Genomic DNA, 17,741 nt, shown 5'->3' with positions numbered 1-17,741 from the left:
AAGAAGATGAAATTCGGCATTACCGCAAAGCTGTTCCTCGCCATTTTCGCCACCTGCATGCTGGTGGTGATTACCATGCACTGGGGCGTGCGCGTCAGCTTTGAGCGCGGTTTTATCGATTATATTAAACGTAGCAATAACCAGCGCATCGAGCTGTTAAGCACCGCGCTGGCCGAACAGTACCAGCTGCACGGCGACTGGCGTTTCCTGCGCAATAACGATCGTTTTGTCTATCAGCTGCTGCGTTCCTTTGAACAAAACCTGGACGAGGGCAAGAACCTGCCGCCCCACGGCCTGCGCACCCAGATCTGGGTGGTGGACGCGCAGCGGCAAAAGCTGGTCGGGCCGGGCGGCCCCCTGCCGGATGAAGGCCCGCGCCGTGCGATCAACGTGAACGGCACCCTGGTCGGCTGGGTGATGTCGACGCCGGTCGAGCGCCTGACACGCGATGCGGATATCAATTTCGACGCCCAGCAGCGGCGCACCAGCTGGCTGATTGTCGCGCTGGCGGGACTGCTGGCGGCGGCGGTTACCTGGCTGACCGCGCGCGGCCTGCTGGCGCCGGTCAAACGGCTGGTGAGCGGGACCCATCAGCTGGCCGCCGGCAACTTTTCAACCCGGGTGGAGACCGGCACCCAGGATGAGCTGGGGCGGCTGGCCAATGACTTTAACCAACTGGCCATGTCGCTGGAAAAAAACGACGCCATGCGCCGCGCGTTCATGGCCGATATTTCCCACGAGCTGCGCACGCCGCTGTCGATACTGCGCGGCGAGCTGGAAGCGCTGCAGGACGGGGTGCGCCAGCCCACCGGCGAATCCCTCGCGTCCCTGCAGGCAGAGGTCGCCATCCTGACCAAGCTCGTGGATGATTTACATCAGCTTTCCCTCTCCGACTCAGGCGCGCTGGCCTATCGCAAGGACCGGGTGGACACCATCCATATCCTGGCTATCGCCGCGGCCTCGTTTCGGGAACGTTTTGTGCTCAAAGGGCTGGACCTGACCCTGGCGCTGCCCGACAAGGCATGGATATTCGGCGATGCGGATCGCCTGACGCAGCTGTTCCTCAACCTGCTGGAAAACAGTTTGCGTTATACCGACGCCCCGGGCAGCGTGGCCGTCGAGGGATGGATACGGGAAGACAGCCTGACGCTGCGCTGGCGGGACAGCACGCCCGGGGTCGAGGATGACCAGCTTACGCAGATTTTTGAACGGTTCTACCGTACCGAGGGCTCACGCAATCGCGCCAGCGGCGGCTCGGGGCTCGGGCTGCCTATTTGCCAGAATATCGTCGAGGCGCACGGGGGACGCATATCGGCCGCGCATTCGGCTTCTGGCGGCCTGCAAATCACGGTACAATTACCCCTCGATCAACGGGCACCCAGGACTCTATGAGCGAACTCGACAGCGCGCCGCTAACCATCCTTATCGTCGAGGATGAGCCCAAGCTTGGGCAATTACTGGTGGATTACCTCCAGGCGGCGGATTATCGCACCCATTGGCTGACGCGGGGCGACGAAGTGGCCGACTATCTGCTGAAGACGCCGGCCGCGCTGGTGCTGCTGGATTTGATGCTGCCGGGCCGCGACGGCTTGTCGGTGTGCCGCGATATCCGGCGCTTTTCCGATGTGCCGATTATCATGATGACCGCCAAGACCGATGAGATCGACCGCCTGCTGGGCCTTGAAATCGGCGCGGATGATTATATCTGCAAACCTTACAGCCCGCGGGAAGTGGTGGCCCGGGTCAAGGCCATCATGCGCCGCTGCTATCGTCCGCAGGCCTGCGCGCCGCAGCCCAGTCCGTTAAAAATCGACGAGAACAGGTTCAAGGCCAGCTACCGCGATCTGGCGCTGGATTTAACCCCGGCTGAATTCCGCCTGCTGAAAATACTGGCCGGCGCGCCCGGCCAGGTCTTCTCGCGCGAAGCCCTGCTCAACCAGCTGTATGACGATTACCGCGTGGTGACCGACCGCACCATAGACAGCCATATCAAGAATTTACGCCGCAAGCTGGAAGCACTGGCCGACGATGTGGTGTTTATCCGCGCCGTCTACGGCATGGGCTATCGCTGGGAAGCGGAGCCCGGAGATTTAATTTAACCGATTCAGCCACGGTGACAGCCGCGATCGTCTCCTATACTTCATTTAGCGCGAAGGCGCCGTGCAACGTTGAGGAGGAGCCGACATGGCAACCGTACATTATGAGCTGGAAAAAGTGAAGAACGGGCATTTCATATTTAAATTAAAGGGTAATAACGACGAAATCATTTTATCCAGCGCCACCTTTTGCAGCAAGGCGTCAGCGGAAAATGCCATTCGTTTCGCCCGTTACAATGCCCCCGACGAGAATAACTACGAGCTGAAAAGCAGCCGGGACCGGCATGCGTATTTTATTCTGCGGGGCGGCAATTATCAAATCCTCGGCCAAAGCGGTCCTTACAATTCCGAAACCGCCGCCCGACGAGGCATCAAAGCCGCGATGGAATGCGCCGCCACGAAAGAGATCATGGATTTGACGGCCTGATCCGTTCCGCCGGGGGCGCATCCGGTGTCCCCGTTGCGATGAATTAACCCTGCCTGTTAGCGGTTTTTGCTGATCTTTTCCCCGCCAGGGGCTAAAATCCCGTGCTGCACTGCCCCCGCAGGGGCAGCCTGACTTGACATCAGACGAGATTTATCATGTTTACTCCGGAATTACTCTCACCCGCCGGTTCGTTAAAAAATATGCGTTACGCTTTTGCCTACGGCGCCGACGCGGTCTATGCCGGCCAGCCGCGCTATAGCCTGCGGGTACGCAATAACGAATTCAATCACGAAAACCTGTCCGCGGGCATTCAGGAAGCCCATAGCCTGGGTAAGAAATTCTATGTGGTGGTGAATATCGCCCCGCACAACGCCAAGCTGAAAACCTTTATCCGCGATCTCACGCCGGTGGTCGAGATGGGTCCCGACGCGCTGATCATGTCCGATCCCGGCCTGATTATGCTGGTGCGCCAGGCGTTTCCGGCCATGCCCATCCATCTGTCGGTCCAGGCCAACGCGGTAAACTGGGCAACGGTAAAATTCTGGCAGCAGGCCGGACTGACCCGGGTGATCCTTTCCCGGGAACTGTCGCTGGAGGAGATTGCGGAAATCCGGGCGCAGGTACCGGAAATCGAGCTGGAAGTGTTTGTCCACGGCGCCCTGTGCATGGCCTATTCCGGCCGCTGCCTGCTGTCGGGATACCTCAATAAGCGCGACCCCAACCAGGGCGCCTGCACCAATGCCTGTCGCTGGGAATATAACGTGCAGGAGGGCAAGGAAGACGATGTAGGCAATATCGTTCATCAGCATGAGCCGATCGCCGTTACCCAGGTTGAGCCGACGCTCGGCATCGGCGCGCCGACCGGCAAGGTGTTCATGCTGGAAGAGGCCCAGCGCCCCGGCGAATATATGAGCGCGTTCGAGGATGAACACGGCACCTATATCATGAATTCAAAGGATCTGCGCGCCGTCGCGCACGTGGAACGCCTGACGGCGATGGGCGTGCATTCCCTGAAAATAGAAGGCCGCACCAAATCTTTTTATTATTGCGCGCGCACCGCCCAGGTCTATCGCCGGGCGATTGACGACGCCGTAGCCGGCAAGCCGTTTGACGTCTCCCTGCTCAAAACGCTTGAGGGCCTGGCGCACCGGGGTTATACCGAAGGCTTCCTGCGCCGCCATGTCCATGAGGATCAGCAGAATTACGATTACGGTTATTCTGTTTCAGACCGCCAGCAGTTCGTCGGCGAATTTACCGGCGCCCGGCGCGACGGGCTGGCCGAAGTGGACGTGAAAAACAAATTCTCCCGCGGCGACAGCGTGGAACTGATGACCCCACAAGGCAATATCAGCTTTACCCTGGAACGCATCGTCACCGGCAAAGGCGCCGACGCCGACGTGGCGCCGGGCAACGGCCATAGGGTCTACCTGCCGATCCCGGAGGCTATCGACGTGCGCTTCGCCATATTGTTGCGAAACCTGCCGGGCACCACCACGCGTAATCCGCACGGCAGCGTCGCGGCGGCGGACACCACCGCGGGCTGATCGTTCAGAGAAATTCAGCATTGGTCATCCGGAAATTAGAATTGGGTCACAATACGTACCGGAGGCAAAGCGTATAATGCGCTTGCTGAATCAAAATGCAAAACAATGACCCAGCCTCACCAGGAACCACCTCTTTCGCCAGCTCATCCTCCCTTGAGCTGGCTTTTTATTTGGCGAAAAGCCCCTTCATGACGCATTATCATTTCTGTATGAAAACCCCTACTTCAAGGAAAGGCATTGATGCAATCAGCCATGGCAACCACTCCCGCCTCACTGCTTATCGTGAACGGCAAAAGCGCGGGTAACGAAGAGCTCAGACTGGCGGTGGAGCAGCAACGCGAAGCCGGTTTTCCGCTGCACGTGCGCGTTACCTGGGAGCATGGAGACGCGCAGCGCTACGTCGAGGAAGCCGTTCGCCTGCGGGTGGACACGGTCATCGCCGGCGGCGGCGATGGCACCATTAACGAAATCGCCAGCGCCCTGGCGCTGCTGCCGGCGGCGCGCCGCCCTTGCCTGGGTATCCTGCCGCTGGGCACCGCCAACGATTTTGCCCTCAGCTGCGCCATTCCCCAGGAGCTGGATAAAGCGCTGATGCTGGCCATTAACGGCAAGGCGGTGGATATCGACATCGCCCAGGTTAATCACGATCGTTATTTCATCAATATGGCCACCGGCGGCTTCGGCACCCGCATCACCGCCGAGACGCCGGCCAAGCTGAAATCCGCCCTGGGCGGCGCATCCTATTTTATCCATGGCCTGCTGCGCATGGATACCCTGAAAGCCGACAGCTGCGCAATCCGCGGCCCGGGCTTTAACTGGGCGGGCGAGGCGCTGGTTATCGGTATCGGCAACGGCCGCCAGGCCGGCGGCGGGCAGGCGCTTTGCCCGGACGCGCTGATCAACGACGGCCTGCTGCAGCTGCGCGTTTTCGCCTCGGAGGCACTGCTGCCGATCCTCCTCAACAGCCTGACCAGCGATGAGCAAAACCCCCATGTCATCGCCGCTTCTCTGCCCTGGCTTGAAATCGAGGCGCCGCATGAGGTCACCTTCAACCTCGACGGTGAGCCGCTGAAGGGAAAAAAATTCCTGATTACCATCTTGCCGGCGGCGCTGGCATGCCGTCTGCCGCCCCTTTGTCCGCTGCTGGCCTAGGGGAACCGGCCATGTCGCCGCCAGTGATTTGATCTTACGCACATTTTCGACAGTCCGGGACGACACGCGCAAGAATTTGTATAACAACTTAGGGTAATCTATAGGCTATGTAGCTGTTTCAGGAAGTTATCATGCAAGCATTTTCACCCGCCCTGCCCGCGCCGCAAACGCTTTACTACAGCGCCGGGGAAGCCCATCCCCTGGAGACGCTGACGGAAAAAAGCCTGTGCGGCATGGTCGAGGATATGAAAGTCACCCAGAGTGACAAAGAACATTATATTACCGGCTGGATGGGGCCCCACAGCGTGGTGGTTATCCATAACTACCGCGAAAAGCGCGGCACCTCCAACGGTTTTGTGTTGACCAAAGAGAACCAGTACCGGCTCAGCGTGCAATCCATTGAGTTCCGCATCCCGAAATTAATCCTTTGGCTGTCGCTGCGCCGCAATCCGCGCACCATGACGCTGATTACCTACAATACGCTGGGCGATATGGTCAGCCCGCTGATGCAGTTTCGCAATATGACCGATAAGCCGGTCAAGCGCATGCTGGAGCAGGACTGGCAGGCGCTTAACGACTATATCGGCATGGCCTGCTGGCAGTTGGAAAACGGCAATCCGCTGTGGCATCAGCTGCTGCAGACGTTAACGCCCGACACGCTATCAGGCTTGATCAACGCGCCGGTGTTCAGCGAAAAACGACTGCAAAAAGACGGCGAGTACGAAGGTTTCTGGGCCGGGAATGTCTTTATCGGCCGCTGTCTCGGCCCTTATCCGGCGCTGCAATTATTATGGCGCGATGAAGACAACCAGATGCAGCCGGGGTATATCTATACGGCGGTACCGGAATACCGGGGCGGCACTCCCCTGCCGTCATTGCGCATCCGCCCGCACCGCGGCGAGAACAGTTATTTGCTCAACGCCTTCGACGCCCGGCATCTGCACGACGCCCGCTCGCTGCTTAACTTTGCCCAGGGCATTCTCACCGGAATGTCACCACCACTGGTGGAAATGATGGACCGGCCCGATCCCCTGCCCGACCTGTAGATCATCCGCATGCAGCAGCGCCTGCTGCAGCCAGGCTTTGGCCGCCGCGAGCGTTTGCGCCCAGTCGTCATGCAGCGGACGCAGGGCCGCCAGCGCGGCGGAGAGCGTGCAACCGGTGCCATGGGTATGCCGGGTGTTCACCCTGACGGCGTCGAAACGCCGTTCGTCCGTGGCGGTGATAAGCCAGTCGGGACTGGAGTCGCCATGCAGGTGGCCGCCCTTCATCACCACCGCCTGGCAGCCGTAGGCCAGGAGTTCCCGGCCCTGCCGGCGCATTTCCTCCTCGCTGGCGGCGGCGCGGCAGCCCAGCAGCGCCGCCGCTTCCGGCAAATTAGGGGTGATGATGGACGCCAGCGGCAATAAGACATCCCGCACGGCGCTCACGGCATCCGGCGACAGCAGGAAATCGCCGCTTTTCGCCACCATCACGGTATCGAGCACCACATAGGGTATGGGATATTGCCGCAGTTTTGCCGCCACCGTCCGCACGATGTCCGCCTGCCCGAGCATGCCGATTTTAGCGCTGTCGATACGCAGGTCACCGAGCACGGAATCCAGCTGGGCGGCGACGAATTCAGCGCTGATAGGATAGATGGACTGCACGCCGCGGGTATTTTGCGCCACCAGCGCGGTGATGACCGTGGCGCCATAGGCGCCAAGCGCCGAGAAGGTTTTTAAATCAGCCTGGATACCGGCGCCGCCGCTGGGATCGGTGCCGGCGATACTGAGCAGGTTATGGCAGCGCTTCATTGTATATCCTCCTCCTGCAGGCCGTACAGCCGGTCGAGGAAGCCGACGGCAAAGCTGCCCGGACCCGCCGCGTCCCGGGCGGTTAACCGCCCGGCCCGCGCCATGATCCTGCAGGCGGCGGCCAGATGCTGCAACCGATCGCCCGGCAGGGCGCAAAACGCCGCCGCCACGGCCGATAAGGCGCAGCCGGTACCGGTGACGCGCGTCATCATGGCGTCGCCGTCGGTTACGGACCAGACCCGATCGCCGTCGGTGATAAAATCCACCCGGCCGGTAACCGCGACCAGGGTGCCATAGTCCGCGGCCAGCTGGCGGGCAAAAGGCAGGGCGTGGCGGGAGTCGTCGGCGCTGTCCACGCCGCGGCCCAGGGCCGGCTGCCCGGCCAGCGCCAAGATTTCCGAGGCATTGGCGCGAATGGCGGCGGGTTTTAACGTCAATATGCCCCGGGCAAATTCAGTACGGAAGGTTAATGCGCCCACGGCCACCGGATCCAGCACCCATGGCGTGCCGGCCTGATTGGCCGACGTAATGGCGGCCATCATCGCCTCGGCCCGCGGCGCGGTCAGCGTGCCGATATTCACCAGCAGCGCATCGGCCATGGCGGCGAACTGAACCGCCTCACGGGGTTCGATCACCATGGCCGGGGCGGCGCCGACGGCCAGGAGCGCATTGGCGGTAAACGCCTGTACCACGTCATTGGTCATACAATGGACTAATGGCTTGCGCTGGCGCAGCAGGGTAAGGGAAGACGCGGCGGCTAAGCCGGGCAGTTCGGCAGGTTCGGTAATCATAGCGCTCCCAGCCGGCGCTGAGGAAGACGGACCCGGCGGGACAACAGGCCGTGACTTCCCTACGCTGGCATTATCCAGATCAGGTCATACGGGTAAAATCTCAGTCCGGCGCACAGCGGCGGACACCCCGAGTCAAGTGGCATGATTATCCGGCGGGCGGGAGAAAAGATCAATGGTGAGTTTGCCGGCGGAGCCTGGTCCCTCCGCCGGCGTCGATCTCATAAACACAATTATCAGCAGACTTAATAATAAGGCTATGAGCAGGGCCGCTGGGGACTGACCAACATCCGGCCGTAACAAACGTCCCCGCAGAATTGCGCACCCGTGGCACCGGTGGGCGTCAACCACCACTGCGCACTGTCCCCGGCCCCCTCCAGGCGGGCAAATCCCGCCTCGGCCAGCGCGCTTAACCGCCCGGCCAGCCAGGGATCGTCTTTTATCGGCGGGGAAAAGCGCCAACGGGGCTCAGCATGACAAAACATTGGCTTATTATTCATGAGATCGATTAAAATTATTTTATGGAGATGCTCAGAGGAATATGCCGTTAATGAAAACAAAGCTAATAAATTAAAAAGACAGAATCTAATCATGCCTACCTTCAACAGCCAGAAGAATCACCGGGCAATGATAGCATCAAATTTCTCGCGGCAACGCCTGCATCTTAAACACTATATAAATGATTGCAAATATATTGGCAACGCTGTCCATTTTAAGCCGACAGCATAATAAAACTCCCACAGATGGACAGGGTTGTGATCACGTTGCGCGAAATGATAAATGGATAGTTAACCAAATAATTTAAGTTCCGTGGCCCGGCTGATGGCATGTTTTGCATTCGTAACGCCTAGCTTATCAATAATATTTCTGATATGAAATTTTACCGTTCCCTCGCGTATTGCCAGGATGGTCGCGACCTCGCCATAGGTTTTTCCGACACTGGCCCAGAATAATACTTCTTTTTCCCGGGGAGACAGCGCCTGGACGTGTGATCTCTCGCCATGGGACGTGGCGTTGGGCAACGTATTTTGCATAAAGTTCAATACCTTATCATGAGTGCTAATCAGCAGCATCTGCAGTCTTTCTTTGTTTTGCTCAATAAAATGATAAAAGTCCTCCTTTCCCTGGCGGTTGCTGATGCTTAATGTAGCCAGGTTGTTATCGCAATCATGCAACGTAAAAGTGTAGCCGCTGTCAAGCCGGTAATATTTTGACAGCCTGAAAAAGCTATGCTCTTGTATTATCGACGGATTATCAGGCCAAAAAAAAGGGGTGAATTTCCGGCAGGCGATGAGCATCACCGGGTCGATTTTTTGATAACCGTAACTGCGGTATTGATTCAGCCAGCCGCTGGGGTAGTCGGATATTATATAGGCTGGGAAGTTATCGCTTTTATTCATCATAAAGTAGGCAAAACAGAACGCGTTGGCGTTCTTGAATATCTGCTGAAGATAAAGTTTGATTTCTATTTTCATCGTTTGGATAAAGAAATCTTGATTATTCTCTAAGGGTTTTTCCATAAAATATGCCTGCCATATTAACTAACACTCATCATTTATTATCCATAAGGGGTAATAAAGAGCAGTTTCAACATGTAATACCGGTGGGATTTTGGATAATATAAGAGGCAGGCTATGGATGCAACCTCTAACAGTTTTATCAATCATTGCGGCGCTAATGACTGCCGCCCAGGGCTTGCGCTACCCTCATACCGGTGTTTAAGACGGTTTATCCTCAGCGGCATCCCGCGTTTATATTAATCTAGTTTAAGCTTCAGCTAGATGCGACCGGATAATAATCGCGATCGCCTGCCGGCGGACCGCACCGCGCCGGCACCGCATCCTATACCGCCTGGAAATAATAAGCACAATATTATTTATTCCATCTATAAGTTAAACTTGATACTGAGAAGGTAACAAATCAATAAGTTAACTAAGGTTTCAGATGAAAAAAGAGGATGTGGTTGTCAGGGATTACCGGGAAGCGGATCGTCCTTTTCTGCGTACTCTCTATCTGTCGGCACGCAAGGCCGGCTGGACCTGGCTTGATAACCGGCAGTGGCGGCTGGAGGATTTTGACGGCGCCACGTTCGATGAAAAGATCATCGTCGCCGAAATACAGGGCCATATTGCCGGTTTTGCCTCGCTTTGGCTGCCGGACAGCTTTTTGCATAATTTGTTTGTCGATCCTGCCTGGCAGCGCCGCGGGGTAGCCACCGCGCTGCTGACGGCGTGCTATCCGCTCTGCCGCGGCACCATGGCGCTTAAATGCCTGCAGGAGAATGTGGGCGCGCAGCAATTCTATCTGCGTCACGGCTGGACGATTATCTCATCCGGTGTTTCCGAGCACGGCAAATATTATCTGATGCACCGCAGGATCCGGCAGCAGTAGCCAGGCGCGCCCGCGCCGCGTTTTCGTGGCCGCTGCCCCCGTCTTGGGGTTACAGGACGATGCGCGGGCGTCTGTTGCCGTGACGATTTATTCTTCTGTGCGGCTTTTCCTGGCGGCCATGTATGTGCATAATACACATATTATCCATTTGAACCCGGTTGCCATCGGGGATGGCCGGATTCGCGCCCAGGGGTGAAACGGAATGAAAGCAGCGATCGTAACAACGGCGGGCCAGCCCCCCGTCTACGGAGACTTCAGTGAACCAGCGCCCGCGCCGGGCAAAAGCCTGATCCGCGTCAGCGCGTCGTCGCTGAGCCACATCACCAGGAATCGCGCGTCGGGCGCGCATTACAGCGCCGACAGCGCGCTGCCGTTTATTCCCGGCATCGATGGCACCGGCATCACGCAAGACGGCCGGCGCGTCTATTTTCTGTTGCCGGAGCAGCCTTACGGCGCCATGGCCGAGCAATGCCTGGTGGACGCGGGCCATTGCATCGCCCTGCCGGACGACCTGGACGAGGTTTCCGCCGCCGCCATGGCCATACCGGGCATGTCGTCATGGGCGGCCCTGGTGGAACGCGCCCGGCTGCGCGGGGGTGAAACGGTGCTGATTAACGGCGCCGCCGGCACGTCCGGCCGCCTGGCAATCCAGATTGCCCGGCATCTCGGCGCCGGGAAAATCATTGCGACGGGACGCCGGACCGCATCGTTCGGCGATCTCCGCCGTCTTGGCGCCGACGTGACGATTCCGCTGGTCCAGGATTTGAACGCCCAGGAGCAGGCCTTTACGCACGAATTTCGCCAGGGCGTCGATATCGTGCTGGATTATTTATGGGGGGTTAGCGCGCAAACGCTGGCTATAGCCGCCGCCAAGGCCGGTCCGGAGGGCGTGCCGATTCGTTTTGTGCAAATCGGCTCGTTAAGCGGGGCCGATATCACCCTGCCTGGGGCGGCGCTGCGGTCGTCCGCGTTGCAGTTGATGGGCAGCGGCATCGGCAGCGTGCCGTTTCCGCGCATGCTGGCGGCCATCCAGGGCGTGCTGGCGGCGGCCCCGGGGGCCGGTTTTACCATCGCGGCGCAATCCATGCCGCTGGCGGAGGTCGCGCGGGCCTGGGCCGCTGATAACGACGGCGCGCGCATCGTATTGCGGCCCTGAAAGCCCGTTCAGGGTCATTGAACCTGTTAGTCGATATACCCGTATAACGTCACTACTTTACCCCTACGGCCGGTAAGCCGATAGTAGCTCTTCGCCCATACCTTTCTGGAGAAGCTATCATGCGTGTCTTTGTTACCGGCGCTACGGGGTTTATCGGCTCCGCCATTGTCAGGGAACTGATCGCCGCCGGCCATCAGGTGCTCGGTCTCGCCCGTTCGGAGGCCTCCGCCGGGTCGCTTATCGCCGCCGGCGCCCAGGCGCATCGCGGCAGCCTGGAAGATCTGGACAGCCTGCGCGCCGGGGCGTCCCTGTCCGACGGCGTCATTCATACCGCCTTTATCCACGACTTCACCAAAATGAAGGAAAATTGCGCGATAGACCGGCGCGCCATCGAGGCGCTCGGCGCCGCGGTCTCCGGCAGCGGCCGCCCCCTGGTGGTCACCTCCGCCACCGGGCTGATGTCGCTCGGCCGTAGCGCCACCGAGGACGATGTCCCGGCGGCCGGCCCCGACGCGATACCCAGGGTCGCCTCGGATGATGCGGTGGCCGCGCTGGCGGCGCAGGGCGTGCGCGTCTCGCTGGTACGCCTGCCGCCTTCGGTCCATGGTGAGGGCGATCATGGCTTTGTGCCGCTGCTGATCGGCATCGCGCGCGAACGGGGCGTTTCAGCGTATGTGGACGAGGGCCTTAACCTTTGGCCCGCCGTGCACCGGCTCGACGCGGCGCGTTTGTTCCGGCTGGTGCTTGAACAAGGCGCTGCGGGCGCCCGCTATCATGCCGTCGCAGAAGAAGGGGTGCCGTTTCGCGCGATCGCCGAGGTTATCGGCCGCCGCCTGGGCCTGCCGGTCGTCGCCAAGACCGCCGGTGAAGCCGCCGCACACTTCGGTTGGTTCGCGCACTTCGCCGCGCTTAACAGCCCGGCCCTGAGCCGGCAGACCCGCGAACAGCTGGGCTGGCGGCCGGAGCAGCCTGGACTGATTGCCGATCTCGACCACCCACGCTATTTTTCCTGACCGGCACGGCGGTTTTCGGCCGGTGATCAGGAAGAAGCCGGTATGTTTTGGGCTTCGCCGGCGAGCAGATGGCGCCTGGCGCTCGCCATAATCTCATCCGAGAGCGCCTGCCCTTTTGTGGCCCGGGCCAGCACCAGCGCCCCGACCAGGGTGGCCATCTCAGCCAGTGCGGCTTCCCGCGCAGCGCCGGCATCGCCCTCTTCCCTCCCATCGGCAAGCAGGGCAATCAGTTTTTCCAGCCCCTGGAGAAACGCCAGGCGCACGGGCTTGTCTTGCGGCTCACGGGCGACGTCGGTGGCCAAGGCGGCCAGCGGACACCCCGTTGCCACCGCCGTCAGGTTCTGCGGCGCGAGATATGCCTCAATCAGCGCGGCGTGCGCCGCGGCGGGGTCCCCAGTCCCGTCCATGCGCGCATGCCAGCGCTCAACCGAATCCCCGAAGGCCTTGGCGCAGGCAATGGCGGCCAGTTCATCCTTCGACGCAAAATGCCCGTAGAACCCGCCATGCGTCAAGCCCACCGCGCCCATCAGATCGGCGACGCTGACGCGCAGGCCCTGTTCACGGAACAAACGTGACGAGGCGTCTACAATGGCGACGCGGTTGCGTTCGGTTTCGGCTCTTGATACCCGCGGCATGGCAACTCCCACTATGGCATATACATTATCAGCATCATCTATTATAGCCCTGGCAGCTATCCGGCGCTACACTGTTTGCCCCTGCCCGCGTGTTTCACTGTGAAGGAGAGAGCCCATGCCTTATCTGCAACTTGATGTAAACGGCCATTATGCCACGCCGGATAAGCAGCGCCTGGCCGCCAAACTCAGCGCCACCTATGCCGAGATGATGTCCGTCGATATCCGGCGTATCAGCATCGCCATCCGGGAATTGGGCGCAGGCGGCGTCTGGCGTATTACGGCGGCCGATAGCGCGCCGGAGCCGGTTTCGGTGCTGATGCTGGACATCCGCAAAGGCCGGTCGGCCGACCAGCGCATGGCGGTGGCCAAGGCGCTTTGCGCGCACTGTGTCGAAATACTGGGACTGCGCGCGGATCGGCTCAACGTCGAGTTTACCCAGCATGACGGCGACGAGATGTATCACCCGCAGCTGGGCGGCTACAGCCCGGATTGGGAGCCAGGCCAACGCTAGGCGGCAGACAATTTGTCGGCGCTATTGCGCAGCGCCCGCGCAAAGACGCGCCAGCACGCCTGGGGATATTGCGGCGAAGGCTTTCCGCAAGCTGGCGCCGTTGGCCGGGCGCTACATTTCCATAACGATCTTGCCGAAAGCGCCGCGGTCGAGATGATCGAGCGCCGCGGCAAGATCAGCCAGCGGATAGCGGGTATCGATCACCGGTTTCAGGCCCGTCCGGTCGACGGCCCGGACCAGATCCTCCAGCGCGCGGCGATGGCCGGTGCCTATACCCTGGATGCTGACATCCTTAAGCATCAGCGGCATGGCCTGAGCCGACACCTCGAACCCCTCCAGCGCGCCAATCTGATAGATGCGCCCGCCGACAGCCGCCGTCTGCACGGCCTTGCCGAGGTGCGGTCCGCCGACCAGCTCGAGAATATGATCGGCGCCGCGGTCGCCGGTGATGCGCAGTACCGCGTCCACCCAATCTGCGTGCCGGCGATCGATGCCATGATCCGCGCCCAGCGCCATGGCGCGCCCCAGCTTGTCGGCACTGGCGGAGACAATGGCTTCGGCCCCATGCGCCTTGGCGATCTGCAGGCCGAACAGCGCAACGCCGCCCGTTCCCTCTATCAGCACCGTCTCGCCGGCGCGCAGGCGGCCGCGCTCGACAAGCGCGAACCAGGCGGTAAGCCCGGCGCAGGGCAATGTACTGGCTTGCGCATCATCCAGCGTATGCGGCGCCCGCACGAACCAGTCTTCCGGGAACGCCACATAGTCCGCCAGCACGCCGGGATAAAAACCGCCCAGGGTACGATAGGACGGCGTACGGGCGTCACCGCGCCGGACGCCGTCGATCCAGCCGGGCGTGAAGGTCGAGATGACGCGCTCGCCGGTGCTGAAGCGGGCGGCATCCGCGCCCGCGGCGATCACCGTTCCCGCGAGATCGGAACCGGGGGTGAAGGGAAACGCGATGGGTAAACCCCGGCCGCTTTCGGTTACCATCTTGTCGCGATAATTGAGCGAGACGGCGGCCACCTTCACCAGGACTTCGCCCCGCCCCGGCGCCGGAATCGGCACCTCACGCAGCGCCAGCCGGTCCCGGCCTATGGCGTCCATCTCCCAACGTCTCATGGTTTTTGTCATCACGTACTCCGTTGCATCTTGGCGGAAAGGGCGTCCCGCGCGATCATCCGCCCGGCAGAGGCCCTTGAGGTTAGGGTCCGCACAGTATCGCATCCTGGATAGTGCATGATAATGCGCTATAATCGGCACAATCTGTTGAATGTGAGGCAACTGTATGAAAGGCGCGGAATTCGCCGAGCTGCTGGCTTTTATGGCCGTCGCGGAAGAAAGAAGCTTCCGTCGCGCCGCCCGGCGGCTGGGCCTGTCGCCCTCCGCCCTCAGCCACACCATCCGCTCGCTTGAGGAGCGCCTGGGCGCCAGGTTGCTTAACCGCACTACCCGCAGCGTGGCGCCAACCCAAGCCGGCAGCGACCTGGCCAATCGCCTGCGCCCCGCGGTCGCCGATATGGAGGGGGCCGTCAGGGACGTCGGCGCCTGCCAGCTACAGCCGCGCGGCGTGGTGCGCGTGAACCTGCCGCGTATTGCCGCCCGCCTGGTGGTGACGCCTGTCCTGGCGGCGTTCCAGGCGCTTTATCCTGACGTATGGCTTGACCTGGTGATTGATGACAGCCTTACCGATGTCGTGGCCAGGGGGTTTGACGCGGGGATCCGTTCGGGGGAGCTGGTGCAGCAGGATATGGTGGCGGTCAGGCTGACGCCGGACCTGAAGATGGCGGTCGTCGGGTCACCCGCCTATTTCGCTGGCCGAACGGCGCCCCTGGCGCCACGGGAGCTGCGCGATCACCGGTGCGTCACCTACCGCTGGCACGAGACCGGCGCGCTGTACCGCTGGAGCTTCCAGGGTCCGGACGGCTCCCTGGCCGTCGACGTCGACAGCGCCATTACCGCCAACGACACGGATCTGCTCCTTGCGGCGGCGCTGCAAGGCGCCGGCCTCGCGTTCCTGCCCGAAAGCTTTGTTGCGCCCTATATTGACCGCGGGGAGCTGATCCATGTATTGGAAGAATGGTGCAAACCCTTTCCGGGCTTTTATCTCTATTATCCCAACAAGCCCCATATGCCGGCGGCGCTCAGGGCGTTCGTCGACTTTATCAAGCTGCCGATCCCCTCGCTTGGCGCGCGGGTTTAGCGCGCCAGGGCGTCCTGCCCGGCTATGTCGTTAAAGATCCGCCATGCCGCCTGGGCGCGCTCAACATTCGGATAGTTGCGGTTGGCCAGCATCACGATGCCCATTTTTTTCACCGGGATAAAGGCCACATAGGCGCCAAAGCCGTTGGTGGCGCCGGTTTTATTCAGGAAAACGGCCTGATTGGGCGGCGTGGGAGGGGTATGGATTGTTACCGGCTGGATAGCATACGTCATATCATCCGCATTCCCGTCGATAACCGTCTGCAGCGCCACCGGCCAGGGGTATTGCTCCCAAATCATATCCTGGGTGTATTTCGTGGTTGAGAAATAGCCGCGATGGGTTGCGGTCACGGCTTGCTGCACAGGCGATCCCTCGCCATTGCCCAGCATATTGGCGTCGACAAAGCGGATCATATCGGCGGCGGTGGATTTTACGCCATAGGCCTCTTCGCCCAGCAGGCCGGGAGTGACGCGTACCGGCTTATTCTGCTTATCATACCCCCAGGCATAGTTTTTCATCTCCTGTTCCGGCACGGTAATCCAGGTATGGCGCATGTCCAGCCCCGGCAGGATGACGTCCCGCAGCAGATTAACATAGGTTCCTCCCATCGCCCGGGCGGAAATAAGTCCCAGGACGCCGATACTGATATTGGAATAAGAGCGCCCCTGCCCGGCGCCCTGCGCGGAACGCCAGGCGCGCAGGTAGTCCATCAGCTGCGCCTCGCTGGTTACGGCATCGGGAACCTGCAGCGGCAGCCCGCCGCTGGTATGGGTGGCCAAATTGATAAGCGTCAGGTTGCCGAAAGGGGTATCCCGCAAGACGGGCAGGTATTGCCCGACCTTGTCGGATAAGGCCAATTTATTGTGCTGTGCGGCATAGGCGGCCAGCGCCACGTTAAACGTTTTACTCACCGACCCGAGCTCAAACAGGGTATCGGACGTCACTTTTTTTGCCGGTGCCCGTTGCGCCAGCCCGTAGTTATAGAAATAGTGCCTGCCGTCCACCGTAAGGGCCACGGCCATGCCGGGAATCTGGTGCTTTTTCATCATCGGCAGGATGGCGCGATCGACGTCGGCGCGATAGGCATCCGGCGCTGCGTCGGCAGCCCGGGCGCTTAGGGTGATGGCAAGCAGGGACAGGGCGATAAAGGGAAATGGCTTTGTTTTATACATAAAACGCTCATTACGATGGATGATAGGCACTGGTGCAGTCATTAACCTGTATGACGGTTAAAACAGCGTGGGTGCATGCGATGTTGTCTTCGCCAACGGATAACATGATCATCTCCACTGATTCAATATCTGATAAACCGGCCATGATTAGGTCGTATTTGCCCGCCGCGAATCCGCTGCTTAATGTCAAAAATACCCCCGCCGGGTACCGCCGCTCAGCGGCAAAATACGATGCCTACCCTTTATTGCCCGGTAATGCCGATGCCTTAGAAGATAACCCGCGCGCTATGCATCGGCCTGATTGTCGGACGCAGAGCGTTCAAGATCGTGCGCAAACCGGCACGCCAGCCGCACCAGTTCGTCAAATTCCGCCGGGTCCCAATGCGAAAAAATCGCCCGTCCCCTCCGCTCCCGCGCGGCATCCACGGCATCGGTCATTAATTTTCCCTTCGGCGTTACCTCCGCTTCCCGCAGGCGGCGATCGATCATCCCGGGCCGACGCGTCACCAAACCCAGGCTCTCAAGCTTGGCAACCTGGCGGCTGACCGTGGTGTGGTCGCGCCCGACGCGATCGGCAAGGCCCACCACGCCGATGGGCCCGAGACGCTCTATCAATACGAGCAGTGGAAACAAGGCCCGATCGAGCGCAATGCCGGCCTCCCGTACCATGGCTTCATCGTTCTGCGGACGGTTCATCACGCTCACGATCCCCAGCAGCGCCCCGTGCAACGCCCGGAGCTGTTCAGAAATTTGTTTATCCCGCACTCTTTTTCCCGTTGATATAGCCCGATGCCTATTCTGTGCATATTACACAGACAGGATCGGATCGCGATAGCGAATTCAGCGGCTGAGCCATTCCC

General features: G+C 60.4%; 18 protein-coding genes and 1 riboswitch. Of the genes, 11 read left to right on the top strand and 7 right to left on the bottom strand.

All coding sequences use genetic code 11. The features are described from left to right. Positions 1 to 6 precede the first annotated feature (6 nt). The 6 genes from baeS to ACL2XN_RS24665 all read left to right on the top strand — a co-directional run bounded on the left by baeS (position 7) and on the right by ACL2XN_RS24665 (position 6,265). Positions 7 to 1,392, top strand: coding sequence for a two-component system sensor histidine kinase BaeS (baeS, locus tag ACL2XN_RS24690; RefSeq protein WP_410014057.1), 1,386 nt, complete (start codon positions 7 to 9; stop codon positions 1,390 to 1,392). Beyond that, positions 1,389 to 2,099: a two-component system response regulator BaeR gene (gene baeR / locus ACL2XN_RS24685; RefSeq protein ID WP_410014056.1), complete on the top strand. Its 711-nt coding sequence runs from the start codon at positions 1,389 to 1,391 to the stop codon at positions 2,097 to 2,099. Before baeS ends, baeR begins: the two co-directional genes overlap by 4 nt. Before the next feature lie 85 nt (positions 2,100 to 2,184). Next, positions 2,185 to 2,523 carry a YegP family protein gene (locus ACL2XN_RS24680; protein ID WP_410014055.1) on the top strand — a complete coding sequence of 113 codons (339 nt, stop codon included), beginning with the start codon at positions 2,185 to 2,187 and terminating at the stop codon, positions 2,521 to 2,523. 155 nt (positions 2,524 to 2,678) lie between these two features. After that, positions 2,679 to 4,067 (top strand): tRNA 5-hydroxyuridine modification protein YegQ, encoded by a 1,389-nt coding sequence (yegQ, locus tag ACL2XN_RS24675; protein WP_410014054.1) that lies wholly within the window; start codon positions 2,679 to 2,681, stop codon positions 4,065 to 4,067. 252 nt (positions 4,068 to 4,319) lie between these two features. After that, complete coding sequence (gene yegS / locus ACL2XN_RS24670; protein WP_410016752.1) at positions 4,320 to 5,219, top strand: lipid kinase YegS; 900 nt, start codon at positions 4,320 to 4,322, stop codon at positions 5,217 to 5,219. A 131-nt stretch (positions 5,220 to 5,350) separates the two neighbouring features. Next, on the top strand, positions 5,351 to 6,265 hold the full coding sequence (locus ACL2XN_RS24665; protein WP_410014053.1) for a hypothetical protein: 915 nt from the start codon (positions 5,351 to 5,353) through the stop codon (positions 6,263 to 6,265). Here ACL2XN_RS24665 and thiD read toward each other — a convergent pair. The 3 genes from thiD to ACL2XN_RS24650 form a co-directional block, all read right to left on the bottom strand. Then, positions 6,212 to 7,015 carry a bifunctional hydroxymethylpyrimidine kinase/phosphomethylpyrimidine kinase gene (thiD, locus tag ACL2XN_RS24660; protein WP_410014052.1) on the bottom strand — a complete coding sequence of 268 codons (804 nt, stop codon included), beginning with the start codon at positions 7,013 to 7,015 and terminating at the stop codon, positions 6,212 to 6,214. The two genes, ACL2XN_RS24665 and thiD, sit on opposite strands and share 54 nt — an antisense overlap. After that, positions 7,012 to 7,806 carry a hydroxyethylthiazole kinase gene (gene thiM, locus ACL2XN_RS24655; RefSeq protein ID WP_413729670.1) on the bottom strand — a complete coding sequence of 265 codons (795 nt, stop codon included), beginning with the start codon at positions 7,804 to 7,806 and terminating at the stop codon, positions 7,012 to 7,014. The genes thiD and thiM overlap by 4 nt, the downstream gene beginning before the upstream one ends. Positions 7,807 to 7,845: 39 nt before the next feature. After that, positions 7,846 to 7,946: riboswitch (TPP riboswitch) on the bottom strand. Between the two features lie 645 nt (positions 7,947 to 8,591). Beyond that, complete coding sequence (locus ACL2XN_RS24650) at positions 8,592 to 9,323, bottom strand: helix-turn-helix transcriptional regulator (protein WP_410014049.1); 732 nt, start codon at positions 9,321 to 9,323, stop codon at positions 8,592 to 8,594. Between the two features lie 424 nt (positions 9,324 to 9,747). Here ACL2XN_RS24650 and ACL2XN_RS24645 point away from each other — a divergent pair, with 424 nt between their 5' ends. The 3 genes from ACL2XN_RS24645 (at position 9,748) to ACL2XN_RS24635 (ending at position 12,363) form a co-directional block, all read left to right on the top strand. After that, on the top strand, positions 9,748 to 10,194 hold the full coding sequence (locus ACL2XN_RS24645; RefSeq protein ID WP_410014048.1) for an N-acetyltransferase family protein: 447 nt from the start codon (positions 9,748 to 9,750) through the stop codon (positions 10,192 to 10,194). A gap of 202 nt (positions 10,195 to 10,396) precedes the next feature. Next, on the top strand, positions 10,397 to 11,350 hold the full coding sequence (locus tag ACL2XN_RS24640) for a zinc-binding alcohol dehydrogenase family protein (RefSeq protein WP_410014047.1): 954 nt from the start codon (positions 10,397 to 10,399) through the stop codon (positions 11,348 to 11,350). Between the two features lie 119 nt (positions 11,351 to 11,469). Further along, positions 11,470 to 12,363, top strand: coding sequence for an SDR family oxidoreductase (locus ACL2XN_RS24635; protein ID WP_410014046.1), 894 nt, complete (start codon positions 11,470 to 11,472; stop codon positions 12,361 to 12,363). Between the two features lie 26 nt (positions 12,364 to 12,389). On the opposite strand, the gene ACL2XN_RS24630 is transcribed toward ACL2XN_RS24635, so the two are convergent. Then, positions 12,390 to 12,998 (bottom strand): TetR/AcrR family transcriptional regulator, encoded by a 609-nt coding sequence (locus ACL2XN_RS24630; RefSeq protein WP_410014045.1) that lies wholly within the window; start codon positions 12,996 to 12,998, stop codon positions 12,390 to 12,392. Between the two features lie 115 nt (positions 12,999 to 13,113). Here ACL2XN_RS24630 and ACL2XN_RS24625 point away from each other — a divergent pair, with 115 nt between their 5' ends. Beyond that, entirely contained in the window at positions 13,114 to 13,509 is a 396-nt protein-coding gene (locus tag ACL2XN_RS24625; protein WP_410014044.1) for a tautomerase family protein, read from the top strand. A gap of 111 nt (positions 13,510 to 13,620) precedes the next feature. On the opposite strand, the gene ACL2XN_RS24620 is transcribed toward ACL2XN_RS24625, so the two are convergent. Next, on the bottom strand, positions 13,621 to 14,640 hold the full coding sequence (locus ACL2XN_RS24620) for a zinc-dependent alcohol dehydrogenase family protein (RefSeq protein WP_410014043.1): 1,020 nt from the start codon (positions 14,638 to 14,640) through the stop codon (positions 13,621 to 13,623). 154 nt (positions 14,641 to 14,794) lie between these two features. Between ACL2XN_RS24620 and ACL2XN_RS24615 the strand changes: the two genes are divergently transcribed. Then, entirely contained in the window at positions 14,795 to 15,709 is a 915-nt protein-coding gene (locus ACL2XN_RS24615) for a LysR family transcriptional regulator (RefSeq protein WP_410014042.1), read from the top strand. On the opposite strand, the gene ampC is transcribed toward ACL2XN_RS24615, so the two are convergent. Beyond that, the gene (gene ampC, locus ACL2XN_RS24610; protein WP_413729667.1) at positions 15,706 to 16,881 is read right to left on the bottom strand and encodes a class C beta-lactamase; all 1,176 of its coding nucleotides are present in this window, start codon (positions 16,879 to 16,881) and stop codon (positions 15,706 to 15,708) included. The genes ACL2XN_RS24615 and ampC overlap by 4 nt on opposite strands. Positions 16,882 to 17,166: 285 nt before the next feature. Next, complete coding sequence (locus ACL2XN_RS24605) at positions 17,167 to 17,664, bottom strand: MarR family winged helix-turn-helix transcriptional regulator (protein ID WP_413728751.1); 498 nt, start codon at positions 17,662 to 17,664, stop codon at positions 17,167 to 17,169. Between the last annotated feature and the right edge of the window lie 77 nt (positions 17,665 to 17,741).

This window comes from Sodalis sp. RH22 (assembly GCF_047324165.1).
Lineage (GTDB): Bacteria > Pseudomonadota > Gammaproteobacteria > Enterobacterales > Enterobacteriaceae > Acerihabitans.
This window is presented reverse-complemented; position numbering and strand designations above follow the sequence as displayed.